This is a genomic window from Deltaproteobacteria bacterium (genome assembly GCA_020848905.1).
Lineage (GTDB): Bacteria > Myxococcota_A > Polyangia.
Genome location: JADLHG010000004.1, coordinates 402,809 through 418,454, shown reverse-complemented (window position 1 = coordinate 418,454; position 15,646 = coordinate 402,809). Strand labels below are relative to the sequence as shown.

Here is a 15,646-nt window from a genome sequence, read left to right as displayed (position 1 = left end):
GCTCTGTTCCGGGCGCCACGAGGCTCCCTGCGGCGCACCATGGCGTCAGTATCCCTCCACCAGGTCACGAAGAACTTTGGCCGCACCGAGGTCGTGCGCGGCATTTCGCTCGAGATCGCCGACGGCGAGATGCTCGTGCTCGTCGGCCCCTCGGGCTGCGGCAAGTCCACCACCCTGCGCATGATCGCGGGACTCGAGTCGGTCAGCGGGGGAGAGATTCGCATCGGGGACCGCCGCGTGAACGACGTCGCGCCGAAGGACCGCGACATCGCCATGGTCTTTCAGAGCTACGCGCTCTATCCCCACATGACCGTGCGCCAGAACATGGAGTTCGCGCTGAAGCTCCGCGGCGTCGATCCCACCGACCGCCGGGGGCGCGTGGAGGCGGTGGCGCAGACTCTCGGCATCGAGATGCTGCTCGAGCGAAAACCTCGGGAGCTCAGCGGCGGACAGCGCCAGCGCGTGGCCATGGGGCGCGCCATCGTGCGCCGACCGTCGGTCTTCCTCTTCGACGAACCGCTCTCGAACCTCGACGCGAAGCTGCGCTCGCAGATGCGTGTCGAGCTTGCCCGCCTGCACGCCCAGCTCCGAACCACCTCGGTGTACGTGACCCACGACCAGCTCGAGGCCATGACCCTCGCCGATCGGATCGTGGTCATGCGCGACGGAATCGTGCAGCAGGTCGGGACGCCGCTCGAGCTCTACGACGCTCCGGCGAATCGCTTCGTGGCCGGCTTCATCGGCACCCCGGCGATGAACTTCATCGACGGCGAGCTGGCCGACGACGGCGACCGGGTCGCCTTTCGCGCCCGGGGGGTCCACGTGCAGCTCGAGGGGGCCGCTCCGCCGGATGCGAGCTCGCGTTCTAGATCGGCCGTTCTAGGAGTGCGCCCCTCCGATCTCGACCCGCTGCGCGGACCCGTCAACGGCGAGGCGGCCCTCCCGGCGCGCATCTCGGTGCGCGAACCGCTCGGCGCCGAGGTCTACCTGCACCTCGACACGCCGTGCGGGACGCTCGTGGCCCGAGTCGACGGCCACTCGCCGCTCCGGGAGGGTGACGAGGTGCACGTGGCGATTCCGGCGGCCACGGTGCACATCTTCGACAGCCAGTCGGGGCGGAGCCTGCGGACGTGCGCGCCGCCATCCTGACCGCGATCCTCCTGCAGGTTTTCGGCGGCACCGCGTCGGCCAAGCCCCTGGTGCTCTGGCACGCCTATCGGGCGGGCGAGCGTGCGGCCCTGGAGGAGACGGTCCGCCACTGGAACGCCGGAGCGCGCCGGCAACACCCCCCGATCGAGCTGCTCGCGGTCCCCTACGACGCCTTCCCGGACAAGATCGGCGCGGCCATACCGCGCGGTCACGGCCCCGACCTCTTCATCTTCGCCCACGACCGCGTGGGGGACTGGGCCGAATCGCGCATCGTGGAGCCCCTCGACTTCTGGATGACCGAGGCGCACGCGGACCAGTTCCTCTTCAAGGCCCTCGACGCGCTCTGCTACGGCGACTCCCTCTACGGCCTTCCGCTGGCCTTCAAGAGCACCGCCCTCTACTACAATCGAACGCTCGTCCCCGTCCCGCCCCGGACGACCGACGAGCTCCTGGCCCTCGGCCGCCGCCTCACCGACCGCTCGGCGGGTCGCTTCGGCCTGGTCTACGACAACACCAAGCTCTACTTCCACGCCCCGTGGCTAACCGGCTTCGGCGGGACGCTCTTCGACGCCAAAGGGTCCCTGCAGGTGGCGACGGCCAGCGCGGTCGCCGCAGTGGTCTTCGCGCGGCGACTCGGGGGGCCGTCGGGGATCGTCCCACCCGAGCCGTCGGCGACCCTTGCCACCTCTCTCTTCGCCAGCGGCAAGGCGGCGATGGCCATCTCCGGCCCCTGGATGCTCGGCGAGCTGCCCGCTCAGCTGGACTTCGCCGTCGTGCCTCTTCCGACGGTCAGCTCCTCGCGGCGGCGAGCCGCCCCCTTCGTCGGCGCCGAGGGGCTCATGCTCTCGGCACGGAGCGGGCAGAAGGACGCGGCCTTCGCGGCGATGACCTTTCTCACGAGCGCCCCGATGGCCCTCATCCGCGCGCTCAAGGCGCGCCAGCCGGTGGCCACCGCCGCCGCCTGGCGCGATCCCCGCATCGCACGCGATGCGGTGCTCACGGCGTTTCGCGAGCAACTCCAGTACGCGGTGGTCATGCCCGGCACTCCCGAGATGCGCCTCGTCTGGTCCCCCTACGACAGCGCGCTCCAGAAGGCCGTCGGCCTCGGGGCCGATCCGCTCTCCGCGCTCAAGGAAGCCGAGGCCGAGATCCGCCGCTACCTCGCCTCGCGCGCGAAACCCGCCCCGTCGGTGCAGCGATGAGCATGGGCCGCACCTGGGGCGGGGCAGCAGCCACGAGCGTCCTCTCCACCGCGCTCCTCGCCCTCGCCAGCGCGGGGCTGTACCTCCACCAGAGGAACGAGGGGGAGCGCCGCATCGCCGAACTCCCCGCTCGGACCGCCGCGCGTTGGCTCGCCCGCGAGACGGCGCGCGCACCATCCCCGACAGCCGCCCAGGCCGCCGTCGCTCGCCTGGGCCGGAGCGTGCGGGGCGTAGAGCTGGCCACGGTCGTCGCCGAACCTCGCTCGCAGAAGTACCGCTTCCTGCGGAGCCGCCGCTATCTGGCTCACCACGACGTCGGTCGTGCAGGCCAGCCCCTGGACCCGAAGCACCCTCTCGACCGCGCGCTCTTCAACCTGGCGGCGCAGGTCCGTCAGTCGGGCCCGCAGCTCGCCCTGCTCCACGAAGCCGGCCGCCCCCTCCGAATCCAGGCCGCCGAGCCGGTCTCGCTCGGGGTCCAGGCCCACGGCGCCACGGTGATCGTCGAACTCGCCCCACCGGCCCCGCCTCCATCCCCTCCGCCCGGAGCGTGGCCCCTCCTCGTCGCACTGCTCGGGTGCCTCGGCCTCGGCCTCTTCCCGGGCGTCCTGCTGCGCTCTCCCCTCGCGCGCTACGCGCCGCTCGCGGTCGGCCTCGTGGGCTACGCCCTGGTGGCCGCGGAGCGACTCCACTCCCTCGCCGGACACCAGCTCGGTGAGCTCGCGCGGCACCGGCGGCTCCTCGCCACCGTGCTCCCCGGAGCGAGCGCCCATAGCTCGCTCGCTCTCGCTCCCCGATGGCCCCTCTGGGTCGCCACCGCCGTCGGACTGCTGGTGCTGGCTCTCGCCTTCGTCGGCCTCGGGCGCCGCGCGGTGTCCACACTCAAGCGCCATCGCCTCCCTTATGGGCTGCTCCTTCCGGCTGGCCTCGGCATGCTGGTGCTCGTCTTCGTCCCCTTCGGCTACGGCCTGGCCCTCGGGTTCTTCGATCACGCTCACGGCCGCTACACCTTCGTCGGCCTGCAGAACTTTGCCGAGATCCTGAGCGGTGGCGGCCGCCCCCTCTCCCATCCGCTCAACTTCTACTTCATCCTCGGAGTCACCTTCCTCTGGACGGGGGCGAACGTGGTCCTGCACGTGACGCTCGGCCTCGGGCTCGCGCTCCTCTTGAAGGACCCGCTGCTCCGCTTCCGCGGCGTCTACCGCGCGCTCCTCATCCTCCCCTGGGCCATGCCCAACTTCATCACCGCCCTCATCTGGAAGGGCATGTTCCACCACCAGTACGGGGCCATCAACCACGCTCTCGGCTTCCTCGGCGTCGAGAACGTGAGCTGGTTCTCGAGCTTCACCACGGCTTTCTGCGCCAACGTGGCCACCAATACCTGGCTCGGCTTTCCGTTCATGATGGTCGTATCGCTCGGCGCCCTCCAGAGCATCCCGCACGAGGTCTACGAGGCCGCCGCGGTCGACGGAGCGAGCCGGACCCAGGTCCTCTTCCGGATCACTCTCCCGCTCCTGAAGCCCGCCCTCTTCCCGGCGATCGTCATCGGTTCGATCTGGACCTTCAACATGTTCAACATCATCTATCTCGTGAGCAACGGCGCCCCCGGGGGTGCCACCAACATCCTCATCACCGAGGCGTACCGCTGGGCCTTCGAGCGCGGCGACCGCTACGGTCTCGCCTCCGCCTACGCCCTCATCATCTTCGTGGTCCTCCTGGGTCTCACCCTTCTCGCCAATCGCGTCTCGCGCGTGACCGAGGAGCGCTCCTCATGACGCCGACCGCACCGCGTCCCGCGCGCCGGATCGCGCTCCACCTCTTTCTCATCGCCTTCATCGGCCTCACCCTCCTCCCGGTCGCGCTCGTGGTGCGAAAGGCCGTGACCCCCGGCCAAGAGTTCGAGCTCACGATCAATCCGATTCCCCGTCAGGTCACGCTCGACCACTTCCGCGCGGTCCTCGGCCGGAAGGCCACCGACGGCACCTGGCTCTTCGGCCGGCAGCTCCTGAACAGCGCCGTGGTAGCGACCGCCACCACGATTTTGGGGCTCTTCTTCGCCTGCACCGCCGCCTACGCCTTCTCGCGCTTTCGCTTTCCCGGCCGTGCGCTGGGGCTCCTCGTCTTCCTCGTGGTCCAGATGTTCCCCGCGACGCTGCTCCTCATCCCGATGTACGTGATCCTGGCCCAGCTCGGGCTCCTCAACAGCATGCTGGGCCTCGTGATGATCTATTCCACCACCGCCCTTCCCTTCTGCGTCTGGATGCTGAAGGGTTACTTCGACACCATCCCCAAGGAGCTCGAGGAGGCCGCGCTCATCGATGGGGCGGGCCGCATCGCGGTCTTCTACCGGGTGGTCCTGCCGCTGGCGCGCCCGGCCCTCGCCGTCACGGCCCTCTTCTCCTTCATGACCGCCTGGAACGAGTACATCATGGCCGCCACCTTCCTGAATCGCGAGGAGACCTACACCCTCCCCGTGCTCATCAAGGGTTTCGTCGGCGAGCACGGCTCGGTCGAGTGGGGGTCGTTCGCCGCGGGCGCGGTCATCGTCTCCGCGCCGGTGGTCGCGCTCTTCTACGCCCTGCAGCGCTACCTGGTGGCTGGCCTCACGGCTGGCGGGGTGAAAGGGTAGCCTCGTTCTAGAACGCGCCCTCCCCTGCCCGTCTCAGCCGAGGTGCTGCTCGATGCGGTGCAGGAGGTCCAGGCGGTCCACGAGATCCGTCACGTAGTCCAGCTTGTCGGTCTGCAGGATCAGCACCGGGGACTTGTCGTAGCGCGAGAACCACTCCTCGTAGAGCTGGTTCAGGCGTCGCACGTAGGCCAGCGGCACCGACTGCTCCTCGGGACGCCCCCGCAGCTTGATGCGCTGGCTGATCGTCCGCAGGTCGGTGCGCAGGTAGATCATCAGGTCGGGGGGCCTGAGCGCGCGAACGATGCTCGCGTAGAGGTCCGTGTAGACCCCGTAGTCGCGCCTGGACATCTTGCGCGTCTTGAAGAGGTTGTAGGCGAAGATCTCCGCGTCCTCGTAGATCGTGCGATCGAGGACCACCGCCGTGCGGTCCCGCGCCCGCTCCAGCTCCTGGTGGATGCGGAGCTTGCCCGCCAGGAAGCAGACCTGGCTGTGGAAGGCCCACCGGGGCATGTCCTCGTAGAAGTCCTTCAGGTACGGGTTCTGCTCGTTCGGTTCGTAGAAGGGCTGGAGCTTGTAGTGCGAGCAAAGGAACTTGACGAGCGAGCTCTTGCCGGTCCCCATGTTCCCCGCCACGGCGAGGTATTTGCGTCCGGCGCTCGGCATCTCGCTACGCGTGAGTTTCGATCCAGCCGGCCACGTGAGGGTAGACCTCTTCTCTCGCCCGCGTGCCGAGGACCAGATCGATGTGGCCGTAGTCCACACTGAAGCCGTGTTCGCGCGAGCAGACCAGGAACCGCTTGTCCGTCGACGCGACCGACTCGAAGATCGAGCGGAGGTCGTTGACCGGCGTGAGAACGTCGCCCCCGCCGGCGATGATGAGCAGAGGAGAGCGGATGCGATCGAGGTGCTCCCAGTAGCCGAGGAGCCCGTCGGTCCGGGCGAAGCCCCCTACCCCTCCATACCACTCGGCGAACTGCTTGAGCAGGGGAGCCGGCAGGTCGTGCAGGATCCGCGGCCCGTACTGGCGCAGGTGCGCGGCCTCCATGTTCGCCACGTTCGCGCCCAGAATACCTACCGACCTCAGCGCCATCTCGGGGAAGACGGCCGTCAGATACCCTACCGAACGATAGGGCAACCACCGAACCACCTTGAGCAACGGTCGGAGCCGGTACAGCTGGTCGACCAGCGGGTGCTTGACTCCCGTGAAGGCCGGCGAGCCGATCGTCACCACCGACTTGAACAGCCGATGGTCGAAGTGAATCATCGCAGCGTAGGCCAGCATGCCCCCCATGCTGTGGCCAACCCAGTGCAGGTGGGGCGAGCCCGACTTATCCAGCACGCGCCGGATGACCGCCGGGACGTCCTTCTGCACGTAATCGTCGAAGTCGAAGAGCCGCCTGCGACGCACCGGCCAGTTGGCGGGCCGGGAGCGTCCGGCGCCGCGCAGCTCGACGATCCACACGTCGTGACCACGATCGTGCAGGTAGCGAGCCAGGCTGATCTCGTCGACCGGGGCGTCCATGTTGAAGCGGTTCGCCCCGAGCCCGTGCACCAGCAGCACCGGACCCCAGCGCGAGGTCCGGTACGGCGTCCGGTAGCGGTAGAGCGCGAGCGCCCACCCGTCGCGCGTCTTCACGCGCTGCATCGTCGGTCGTTGTCTGCGTCGGATCATGCGTACGGCCACTTCGTGCCCGCGGGGGCGCTAGGAGGTTCGCAGGAGCCCATCGATTCGCGCCGCGAGCTCCACCACCGGAACCTCCTCCTGCGTGGAGGTCGCCATCCGCCGAACCGTCACCACCTCGCGTTGCAGTTCGTCCTCTCCGACCAGCACCACCACCGAACACCCGACACGGTCCGCACGCTTCATCTGGCTCTTGACGCTCATCCCGCGGTGGTCGAGCTCGACCGCGATCCCGCGGCTGCGCAGGGCCTGGACCATGGGTAGGGCGGCCCGCCGCGCCGGCTCGCCCCGGGTAACGAAGACCACTTGCGCGAGCGATGCGAGCGCCGGACGGTCCTCCGGCAGGGCCAGCAGCAGCCGCTCGAGCCCCATGGCGAAGCCCACCGCCGGGGTTGGCGGCCCCCCGAGCTGCCCGACGAGCCCGTCGTATCGCCCTCCGCCGGCCAGCGTGTTCTGCGAGCCGAGCTGCCCACCGTGGCTCACCAGCTCGAACGTCGTGCGGCTGTAGTAGTCGAGCCCACGCACCAGACGGGCGTCCACCTCGCAGGCCACCTCCAGCGCACGCAGATCCGCGAGCACCCCCTGCCAGTGGGCGGCGCACCCTTCACACGCGTGCTCGACGGGGCTCGGGGCTTCGAGCGAGAGCGCGCGACAGCGCTCCTGCTTGCAGTCCAGGACGCGCAGCGGATTGTGTCCGAAGCGCCGCTGGCAGTCCTCGCAGAGCAGCTCGCGGCGCGGCTCCAGAAAGGCCACGAGTCCCGCGCGGTAGGCGGGGCGGCATTCGGCGCACCCGAGGGTGTTCACCTTCAGCTCGAGCTCCTCGAGGCCGAACGCGCGCGCCAGGTCGACCACCAGCGCCATGACCTCCGCGTCGGCGCCGGGGTCCGCGACCCCGAAGACCTCGACACCGAGCTGGTGAAACTGGCGGTACCGGCCACGCTGCCACCGCTCGTGGCGAAACATCGGGCCCAGGTAGTACCAGCGACTCACCGGGTCGGCCTTGTGGATCGCGTGCTCCACGTAGGCCCGCACCGCCCCCGCCGTCCCCTCGGGCCGCATGGTGATCGATCGTTCGTCGCGGTCGGTGAAGGTATACATCTCCTTCTCCACGATGTCGGTCGCGTCACCGATCGACCGGGAGAAGAGCGTGGTGTACTCCACCACCGGGGTACGAACCTCGACGTACCCGTAGCGCCGGAGCACCTCGTGCCCGATGCGCTCCACCTCCCGCAGCCTCAGACTGTCGGGGGGCAGGAGGTCGTACATCCCTTTGACGGATTGCAGGCGCTCCGAGTCGTCTTTCATGTCACTTCTTCAGCCGCACGTCGCGCCCGCGCGCATCGCGGGGCACGGGGTCCTTGGCCTCCCGCCCGTCCGGCCCGTCCTTATCTCCGCCGTCGGAAGGCTCCTCCGGGTTCGGGGCTCGACGCGAGCGCTGCTCCGGATGGATCTCGAGCACGCACTTCCCGCCCTGGAAGACGCGGGTCACGCCGCTCGTCTCGGAGACCACCATCGCGATCGAGTTCGTCACCTGGGAGATCCCCGCGGCCGCCATGTGCCGCGCCCCCAGCCCGAGCGGAACCTTCACGTCCGCTCCCTCGTCGAACTTGAGGTATCGTCCGGCGGCCAGCACCACGCCGTCCTCGCGCACGACGAAAGCGCCGTCGAGCACGGCGAAGTTCTTCACCGCGTCGCGCACCTCGGGGTTGAGAACGTTCTTCTCCGCCTCGGAGTAGCCCTGGAAGGGGTTCAGCGTGAGCTGTCGCGACTTCTCGAGCACCTTCGCCGTGTCGCCGACGACGATCAAGGTGCCAATGGGATGTCCCTCCCAGCCGTCGCGCCCAATCTCCACCGCCAGGTCGATGAGCGACTCCAGGATCGCCGACGGGATCCTGTCCGTTCCCACCACGCCGAACCCGGTATCGACGCTCCCGCGCTCGTCGCTCCCCCCGATCGTCACGAGCATCAGCGTATCCGGATAGCTCGCCGGCCCGCGACCGATGAGCCCGAGCACGACGTCACCGTCCTTGAACAGTCCCTTGGCGATCCCGCTCACCAGCGCGATCTTGAAGCGCTCGGGCCGGGCGATGTCGTAGATCGGGAGCGCCAGCGTCTCGACCCCCATCGCCTGCACGACCTGCCGCTGGGTCTCGCTGGTGATGGCCTGCACGAGTTTCTTCCGCGCCACCGACTTCGAGCGCACAAGCTCCTCGGGCAGGGGCAGGTCTCCGATGTAGAGAAGGTGGTGGAACTCGCGCTTCGCAACCATCGCCGCCGCGGACCGCAGGAGCTCGACCTGGATGGGGGTGATGATTTCCATGCGCACAAACGCCTATTCGAGGTAGCGCCGACGGATGAGCATCGTGACCACCTCGCGCGCGCAGACCTCGCAGTACCGGTAGCGTTCCTTCAGCCGAGCGATGGTCTGGTCGGCGAGCGCCCGGTCCTCCGGTGGGAGTGAAGCGCCCTCGTCGGAGAGCGCGAGCAGCGCGTCGTGCAGGAGCTTGCGCACCCGCTTGTGCTGCTGCTCGTAGTAGCCGTCGCGCAGCCGGGAGAAGTACTCGGGGAAGATGACCGCGTAGTCCGGCATCGCCTTCGGGTGGTCGACGGACCAGGCACCGATCTTGGTCATCACGTTCTGCCGAAACTCCTCGAGGTCGCCGGCCACGCCGAGTCCCTTCTCCACCTCGACCATGAACTTGACGTCCGGGTTCTCGAAGCGCCCCGTCATCGGATTGCGCAGCTGCTCCTTGCGGACGTGGTGCGTCACCTGCATCACGTACCGTCCGAACAGCTCGGCGTAGCTCGCCTCCTCGACGAGGCCCATGGCCCAGCGCAGCTCGTCGTCGGCTTGCTCGAGGTACACCTGCCGCGCCACCTCGAGGAACCCCTTGTGGTCGTGGAACCCATGCCCCTCGACCTCCTCGCGCAGGAAGTCGTAGACCGAGGTCTCCTGTACCAGCCGCCCGATCTCCTGCAGCACTGCTTCGGGCGACAGGCAGCCGTAGCCGGGGTTCTGGGCGGCGTTCATGATCAAGGTCTTTACCTCGCGCGGGGACGCGCCCGTGCTCCCCTCGTACACCACGTCGGCATCCGTCTCGGCGTAGACCTGCGGGATCCCCGCCCGGAGGGTCTTGGCCAGTTCCTCGCGCAGGCCGGCCGGCAACAGCCCCTCACCGTAGAGGCCCGCCTTGTCCTTCGGGGTCAGCTTGGCCACGAGATCCCGAAGGTCCGACTCGTAGTGCGACAGCTCCGGCCGGCGCATACGCGTGAGCACGGCCCAGAGCGAGGCGACGAGCGTGGCGTGCGGAGCGATGTGCTTGCCCACCTGGCCCTCGCGAATCTGTTCCTCGTAGATCTGTCGCTCGCGCGTGTAGTCCAGCAGGTACGGCACGCGGACGAGCTCCATCCGCCCCTTGAAGGACATCCAGTCAGGGCTCTCCATGAACGCGTTCAGGTGCCCTTCGTTCGCGCTGCCGATGAAGACCAGGTCCAGGAACAAATTGAACTGGTCGAGAGCCACTCGGCTGTCCTCGACCGCCGTGAGGAGGTATTTGTACGCCTCGATCGGCCGCTTCAGCAGGTCCGCGAAGTCCACGATGCCGCGGTTGGCATGTACCAGCTCTCCGTCGAGTTCGAAGAGCGACACGCTCTGCAGGGCGGTGGGCAGCGACCCCAGGCTGCGGTCGGCCGTGATCTGCCGCGTCCTCGCGTCCACGGCAAACTGCGGTTCGACCCGCGCCGACCCGACTCGATAGCGCCGCGAGACGTAGAACCGCTCCACCTGCACGTGACGAAGCACCTGAAGGTAGTCCCCTTCGTAGGTGCTGAGCAGCGACTCGTAGATCAGCTTGCACTTGTGGCAGAGGTTCCCCTTGACGAGGTACTGCGAGACGGCGAAACCGTCCCGGTCCTTGGAGATCGCTCCCCCGAGCCACTGTTCGAAGAGCTGTAGCCGCTGCTCCTTCGGGATGAGCAGGAACGGGTGATCCCGGAGCTCGCAGTGGAGTCTCGCGTCGACGGCAGCATCCTCGAGATGGGCGTAGCTGTCCCGCACGTCCACGGGCCGGCGCACGCCGCCGAAGCCGATCCCCGAGCGAACGACGCGCTGGCTGGGGAAGATCCAGTTGAACCGGTAGAGAGCCCCCTCCGGGACCGTGCTGTAGTGCTCCATCGCCCTCGACAACATCTCGGCGATCGTGGATTTCGCGCTGCCGTTCGGCCCGTGGAGCAGGATGAAGCGATCGACGCGGCGCTGCCTCACGAAGTTGCGCAGGATGCGGTAGATGGCCCCCTGCACCTCCTCCTGGCCGATGAGGCGACCCTCGCCGTGGTCCCAGGGGGCGTCGAAGAGGCGGTAGCGCGTGACCGGCCCGCGCGGGTGGCGCACCGTCTCGACACCGTAGTGGTCGAACATATCTCGCAGGTACTGCGCCGCCCCGCGAAGCTGTCGCGTGGGCTCGGCCTCTGCAAGGGTCAGGTATTCGCCGAAGGTCAGCACGCGCTTGTTCGCGTCGAAGTGCTCCTGCACGCTCCTGCCGATACCCTCCAGCCGATCTAGCGCTTGCGTCCCGTCGGTCATTGAACCTTCGCCACCCATTGCAGCTCTTCGCTCTTCAACTCGCACTGTTTGTCCGTGCAAACGCTGAACTTGAACGTGGCCTTGAAGGCATGCGCCCCCGCAGCGCCGAGCTTGACGCTGGGCTTGAACTGCGCCTCCGTCTTGTCGAAGCGCGCCGCATCCTTGCCGACCAGTTCGAGGCGCGCTGGCGTCGCCGCGGCGGGACCCGTCACCGTGAGTTTGATCGGATACTCGAGGTTCACCTTATAGCCGCCCTTCGGGAGCAGCCGCACCGTGGCCACTGCGGCCTGGCCCACCGCCGTTGCCGCCGGCGGGTCCAGCTTCACCTCGTACATCGCCGAGGCCGTCTCCTTCGCCCCTCCGCCGCCAGCGGGTACAACCGGCGCGGCCACGGCTCCCGGGGCGCTGGAGGGCGAGGCGCTGGTCTTCTCACAGCCTGCGGCGAACGCCAGCAGGACCAGTGCGGGGGATATCCTCACGGGGGTGATCTCCTATGGAATTCTCGGGCGTCAGAGTCTACCACAGCGACACGGCTCGGTGACGACGGCGTCGGGTGCGCAGTTTACACGACTGGCGACGCCACGGTAGCATTTCATGGACCGCAATGTACCTGGCGCAACAACTGGGCCGCTACCACTTGCTGGACCGCATCGCGTTCGGCGGGATGGCGGAGATCTTCCGGGCGAAGACCTTCGACTCGAAGGGAAACGAGCACCTCGTCGCCATCAAACGCGTTCTGCGGCATCTGGCGGAGGACGACGATTTCCTGCAAATGCTCGTCGACGAGGCCAAGCTCACGATCCTCCTCGAGCACGCGAACATCGCGCGAGTGTACGAGTTCGTCCGTGCCGAGGACGAGTTCTTCATCGCCATGGAGTACGTGGACGGCAAGGATCTCCGGTCGCTCATCGACCGCTGCCGCTCCGACGAACGCTGGCTCCCGCCGGAGGACTGCGCGTACGCCATGATTCGCGTCCTGGATGCCCTGCACTCCGCCCACGAGAAACGGGACGGAGCCGGAGTGCCGCTGGACATCGTGCATCGGGACGTCAGCCCATCGAACGTGATCGTCTCCTACCAGGGGCAGGTGAAGCTCTGTGACTTCGGCATCGCGAAGGCCACGCTGAACCGCGTCCGCACCCGGACCGGCGTCATCAAGGGCAAGGTGCGCTACATGAGTCCCGAGCAGGCCCTGGGCAAGCCGCTCGACCGTCGAAGCGACGTCTTCAGCGCCGGCTCGGTCCTGTACGAGCTCGTCACCAAACAATGTCCCTTTCAGGCCGACAACGAGATGGAGCTCATCTTCCGGGTCCGCGATGCGAAGTTCACTTCGCCGCGGCGGTACAACCCGGAGCTGCCGCAGGCCCTCGAGCCGATCTTGCGCAAGGCCCTCGCTCGATCGCCGTCCAGCCGCTACCAGACGGCGGAAGAGTTCGGGCAGGCGCTCCGGGGCTATCTGAAGGAGGCCGCCCCCGCCTACCGCCCCGTCCGCCTCGGGCGCTTCGTGCGGGACCTCTTCGCGGCGGACATAGAGGAGGACCTTCGGCGACTCGAGGAGTACGTCGTGGGACGCGGCGATCCGGTGGCGGTGGGTCAGAACCTGCTCGCCGAGGTGCTCGGCGAGGGAGCGCCCTACACGCGCTTCACCCCCGTGGCGCCACGCCCGGACGAGCTGCCCGAGGCCAAGACCAAGCTCCTGCCCCGCGTTCCCCCCCCCGAGACGCGGCTCCCCGAGGGAGCGAACCTGCACGAGCTCCGGACGCAGATCCTGGATCCCGCCGAACGGGGCCAGCGGGTCCATCGCCGGAAGGCCCGACCGCGCCCGGGTGCGCTGCACGAGGAGGAGCGGCAGCGTCCGACGGAGGTGCGCACCAATCAGCTCCCGCCCGACAGGCCGCCGCTGGATCCGGTGCCGACGCCGGCACCGGGGGACCCCTCCTTTCACGACGCGCCGACGCGCATCATTCGCCGCGACGGGTAGCGCGCCGGCTACCCCGGCGCCGCGCCCGTGCTAGCGGACGGGTGCTTCGAGCCGAACCGCGGTCGTCGTCTGCCCGCCTCGCACGACAACGGGTTCCGAGGAGAGCTCGCCGCCCCCGGGCAAGGCCACGCGCACGACGTGGGTGCCTTCCGGCACCGCGGAAACCACGAAGCTCCCGTCCCCACGCGTGGTGCCGGACAGCTCCCCCACCACGACCCGCGCTCCGCGGAGCGGAAAACCCCGGCCATCTCGCACCGAGCCCACGATCGTCCCGGCCCGGGAGAGAGCCACGCGCAGCTCGGGCGTGACACCCTCGCGGTCCGGGTGACGCACCGTCACCTCCTCGACGGCGGTCCCGTAGCCCGACGCGGAGATGCGCAGCCGGTAGGTTCCCGGCGGGAGATGGAGAGCGACCTGACCGTGGTCGCCCGCTACGGTCTTCCGCAGGAGTGGACCGCGCACCTCGACCTGGAAGCGCCGAAGGAGCGCCCCAGACCCATGGTCCACCACGCGCCCGTCGAGCCGGCCGAGGGGCAGGAGCTCGAGCTGCACATCCTCGCCTGGGGCAGCGCTTCCGAGGGCACCTCCGTAACGGGGATGCGTGGCCTCCAGCTCCACGCGTCCCTCGCCGAGGCCCTCGAGGGAAAACCGACCGCCGGTCCCGGTTCGGGCCTGCTGGCGCTTCCCCCCCTGCCGGGCCGCGACGAATGCGCCGGCAACCGGCTGACGCCGGGGATCCAAGACCGTCCCCGTCACCCGCGCTGCGGGCTCGGGCGGGGTGGGCGCAACGGGTTCGCGGCCGCTCCGAGGCGGAGTGAGCTCCACGCGCAAATAGGACCGCCCCCCTTCGGCCAGCACGACCCACGCGCTGTGTTGGTGGCCGAACGCCGGGTGCTCCACCACGAGTCGCGTCCTGCCGGGCGGCAACCCACGCAGCGCGAAGGCCCCCGAGTCCGCGCTCATCGCAGTCCACGCCGGCAGCCCCGGGGTCTCTTCCGGGAGGCGCACGCCAACCTCTCCGAGCGGGATGCGCGGAACGGGCCCCGGAACGACGCCCAGCTCTCCGACAGCGCGCGGAGCTCGCGGGGCGCGCGCCACCTGCCCCCGACCTTCGTCCCGCACCGCGCGAAGGAGAGCGTTCTTCACGGGTCGTCCCGCGCCGTCCACGACGAGGCCGGACAGCTCTGCGCCGGTCCGAAGCGTCACGTCGGTGTCCACCTTGCAGGGAACTTCGACGGCGTGGCCGCTCAGAGGCAGAAACCCGGGGGCCCACACGTCGAGCCGGTAGCTCCCGCGCACGACGGGCTCCAGCGAGAACCGGCCTGCGCGATCCGTGACGGCGCGAGCGCGCCAGAGTTGCGGAGCGCGGGACGCCAGCACGACCTGGGCGCCGGCGACGGGTCCACCGCCGGTCGTGACGCGGCCGGTGACGCGCTCCCCCTCGAGGAGAGGGAGCTCGACCACCCGGTGCGACCCCGGCCCCACCTCGACGCCCACCGCCGGGGCGCTCGCCTGCCACGGGGGAGTCACCGTATGGGCCCGGAGGTCGTAGAGCCCCGCCGGCAGCTCCTTGAACTGAAATACCCCGTCGGCGGCGACCGAGGCCTCGGCACTCTCGCCGCCGAGCCCGTCCGCCCTCACCCGCACGGCCCCCGAGCGACCGAGGACCCGGCCAGAGAGGAAGAAGAGGGGCAGAAGCCGCAAGACGGGTGTTCCGACAGCCGGCACTGCGGCCAGACGCGCCACGCCCCGATACCCCTTCGCGGTGGCGGCCAGCACCACCGGCCCTTCGGGGACCTGGGGGATGCGAAACCACCCGCTCTGGTCGGTGGTCGACTCGAGGCGCGGCAGGCACGGCAGTGCCGGCAGGCCGAGGGTCCCGGTCGGCCGCACGCGTACCGTAGCCCCGAAGAGGGGTCGCGCCCCCGCCCCGAGGACCCGCCCCGTCACCGCCGAGAGTGGCCTCATTCCAAGACCCACCCGAGAGGTCGCCCCAGCCGCGACCGTCGCCAGCGTCGGTGTCACCCCCACGCCGGGCGCCATCGCCCACAGAACGTATGCGCTCGCGGAGAGAGCATCGAACCGGAATCGCCCCCCCGCGCCGACCGGAGCCGAAGCCAGCCCCGAGCACCCGTTCCCTGCCACGGAGACCAGGAAGACGCGCGCTGGTCCGCCCGCCGCCACGCCGGAGAGGGTCCCTTCGACGCGTCCCCGGGCCTCGCCCCCGGCGCCCGCGCGAGCCCCGTCGAAGCCGCCCCCGTCCCCCTTCGGCCGCACCGAGCCCACGGGGCCTCCTCCAGCCCCGGTGCAGGCCGAGCACGCCGCCACCGCGACCGCGACCGGGCCCAAGCCGCGGATCATCCTTGCGACATCCTTCCGGCTGTGTTAGCTACGGCCACTCCTAGAGCGAGCCGGTGCGTGGTGC

Annotated in this window: 12 protein-coding genes; 5 read left to right on the top strand and 7 right to left on the bottom strand. The window is 69.3% G+C overall.

The annotated features are described in order from the left end of the window. Positions 1–39: 39 nt before the first annotated feature. Genes ugpC through IT371_02490 form a run of 4 tightly spaced genes read left to right on the top strand, consistent with a single transcriptional unit; the run spans position 40 to position 4,977 of the window. Positions 40–1,149 (top strand): sn-glycerol-3-phosphate ABC transporter ATP-binding protein UgpC, encoded by a 1,110-nt coding sequence (ugpC, locus tag IT371_02505; GenBank protein MCC6746498.1) that lies wholly within the window; start codon positions 40–42, stop codon positions 1,147–1,149. Further along, entirely contained in the window at positions 1,131–2,351 is a 1,221-nt protein-coding gene (locus IT371_02500; GenBank protein MCC6746497.1) for an extracellular solute-binding protein, read from the top strand. The genes ugpC and IT371_02500 overlap by 19 nt, the downstream gene beginning before the upstream one ends. After that, positions 2,348–4,123 carry a sugar ABC transporter permease gene (locus tag IT371_02495; protein MCC6746496.1) on the top strand — a complete coding sequence of 592 codons (1,776 nt, stop codon included), beginning with the start codon at positions 2,348–2,350 and terminating at the stop codon, positions 4,121–4,123. Before IT371_02500 ends, IT371_02495 begins: the two co-directional genes overlap by 4 nt. Beyond that, positions 4,120–4,977 carry a carbohydrate ABC transporter permease gene (locus IT371_02490; GenBank protein MCC6746495.1) on the top strand — a complete coding sequence of 286 codons (858 nt, stop codon included), beginning with the start codon at positions 4,120–4,122 and terminating at the stop codon, positions 4,975–4,977. The genes IT371_02495 and IT371_02490 overlap by 4 nt, the downstream gene beginning before the upstream one ends. Positions 4,978–5,010: 33 nt before the next feature. On the opposite strand, the gene IT371_02485 is transcribed toward IT371_02490, so the two are convergent. The 6 genes from IT371_02485 to IT371_02460 are packed head-to-tail and all read right to left on the bottom strand — an operon-like array spanning position 5,011 to position 11,719. Then, the gene (locus IT371_02485; GenBank protein MCC6746494.1) at positions 5,011–5,640 is read right to left on the bottom strand and encodes a deoxynucleoside kinase; all 630 of its coding nucleotides are present in this window, start codon (positions 5,638–5,640) and stop codon (positions 5,011–5,013) included. A 4-nt stretch (positions 5,641–5,644) separates the two neighbouring features. Beyond that, the gene (locus IT371_02480) at positions 5,645–6,649 is read right to left on the bottom strand and encodes an alpha/beta fold hydrolase (protein ID MCC6746493.1); all 1,005 of its coding nucleotides are present in this window, start codon (positions 6,647–6,649) and stop codon (positions 5,645–5,647) included. A gap of 30 nt (positions 6,650–6,679) precedes the next feature. Next, the gene (locus IT371_02475) at positions 6,680–7,963 is read right to left on the bottom strand and encodes a histidine--tRNA ligase (GenBank protein MCC6746492.1); all 1,284 of its coding nucleotides are present in this window, start codon (positions 7,961–7,963) and stop codon (positions 6,680–6,682) included. A gap of 1 nt (position 7,964) precedes the next feature. Beyond that, on the bottom strand, positions 7,965–8,978 hold the full coding sequence (locus IT371_02470; protein ID MCC6746491.1) for a DNA integrity scanning protein DisA nucleotide-binding domain protein: 1,014 nt from the start codon (positions 8,976–8,978) through the stop codon (positions 7,965–7,967). 12 nt (positions 8,979–8,990) lie between these two features. Then, positions 8,991–11,240, bottom strand: a complete 2,250-nt coding sequence (locus tag IT371_02465) for a serine protein kinase PrkA (protein MCC6746490.1) — start codon at positions 11,238–11,240, stop codon at positions 8,991–8,993. Further along, positions 11,237–11,719, bottom strand: a complete 483-nt coding sequence (locus tag IT371_02460; GenBank protein MCC6746489.1) for a hypothetical protein — start codon at positions 11,717–11,719, stop codon at positions 11,237–11,239. The genes IT371_02465 and IT371_02460 overlap by 4 nt, the downstream gene beginning before the upstream one ends. Before the next feature lie 125 nt (positions 11,720–11,844). Between IT371_02460 and IT371_02455 the strand changes: the two genes are divergently transcribed. Beyond that, entirely contained in the window at positions 11,845–13,221 is a 1,377-nt protein-coding gene (locus IT371_02455; GenBank protein MCC6746488.1) for a serine/threonine protein kinase, read from the top strand. A gap of 30 nt (positions 13,222–13,251) precedes the next feature. Here the strand turns inward: IT371_02455 and IT371_02450 are convergent, their stop codons facing one another. Then, the gene (locus IT371_02450; protein MCC6746487.1) at positions 13,252–15,582 is read right to left on the bottom strand and encodes a carboxypeptidase regulatory-like domain-containing protein; all 2,331 of its coding nucleotides are present in this window, start codon (positions 15,580–15,582) and stop codon (positions 13,252–13,254) included. Positions 15,583–15,646 lie beyond the last annotated feature (64 nt).

Excerpts from the sequence above, each read along its gene's own strand:
- IT371_02485 (MCC6746494.1), bottom strand. The coding sequence starts at position 5,640 with ATGCCGAGCGCCGGACGCAAATACCTCGCCGTGGCGGGGAACATGGGG.
- IT371_02450 (MCC6746487.1), bottom strand. The coding sequence starts at position 15,582 with ATGATCCGCGGCTTGGGCCCGGTCGCGGTCGCGGTGGCGGCGTGCTCG.
- IT371_02465 (MCC6746490.1), bottom strand. The coding sequence starts at position 11,240 with ATGACCGACGGGACGCAAGCGCTAGATCGGCTGGAGGGTATCGGCAGG.
- IT371_02495 (MCC6746496.1), top strand. The coding sequence starts at position 2,348 with ATGAGCATGGGCCGCACCTGGGGCGGGGCAGCAGCCACGAGCGTCCTC.
- IT371_02470 (MCC6746491.1), bottom strand. The coding sequence starts at position 8,978 with ATGGAAATCATCACCCCCATCCAGGTCGAGCTCCTGCGGTCCGCGGCG.
- IT371_02490 (MCC6746495.1), top strand. The coding sequence starts at position 4,120 with ATGACGCCGACCGCACCGCGTCCCGCGCGCCGGATCGCGCTCCACCTC.
- IT371_02455 (MCC6746488.1), top strand. The coding sequence starts at position 11,845 with ATGTACCTGGCGCAACAACTGGGCCGCTACCACTTGCTGGACCGCATC.
- IT371_02480 (MCC6746493.1), bottom strand. The coding sequence starts at position 6,649 with ATGATCCGACGCAGACAACGACCGACGATGCAGCGCGTGAAGACGCGC.
- IT371_02475 (MCC6746492.1), bottom strand. The coding sequence starts at position 7,963 with ATGAAAGACGACTCGGAGCGCCTGCAATCCGTCAAAGGGATGTACGAC.
- ugpC (MCC6746498.1), top strand. The coding sequence starts at position 40 with ATGGCGTCAGTATCCCTCCACCAGGTCACGAAGAACTTTGGCCGCACC.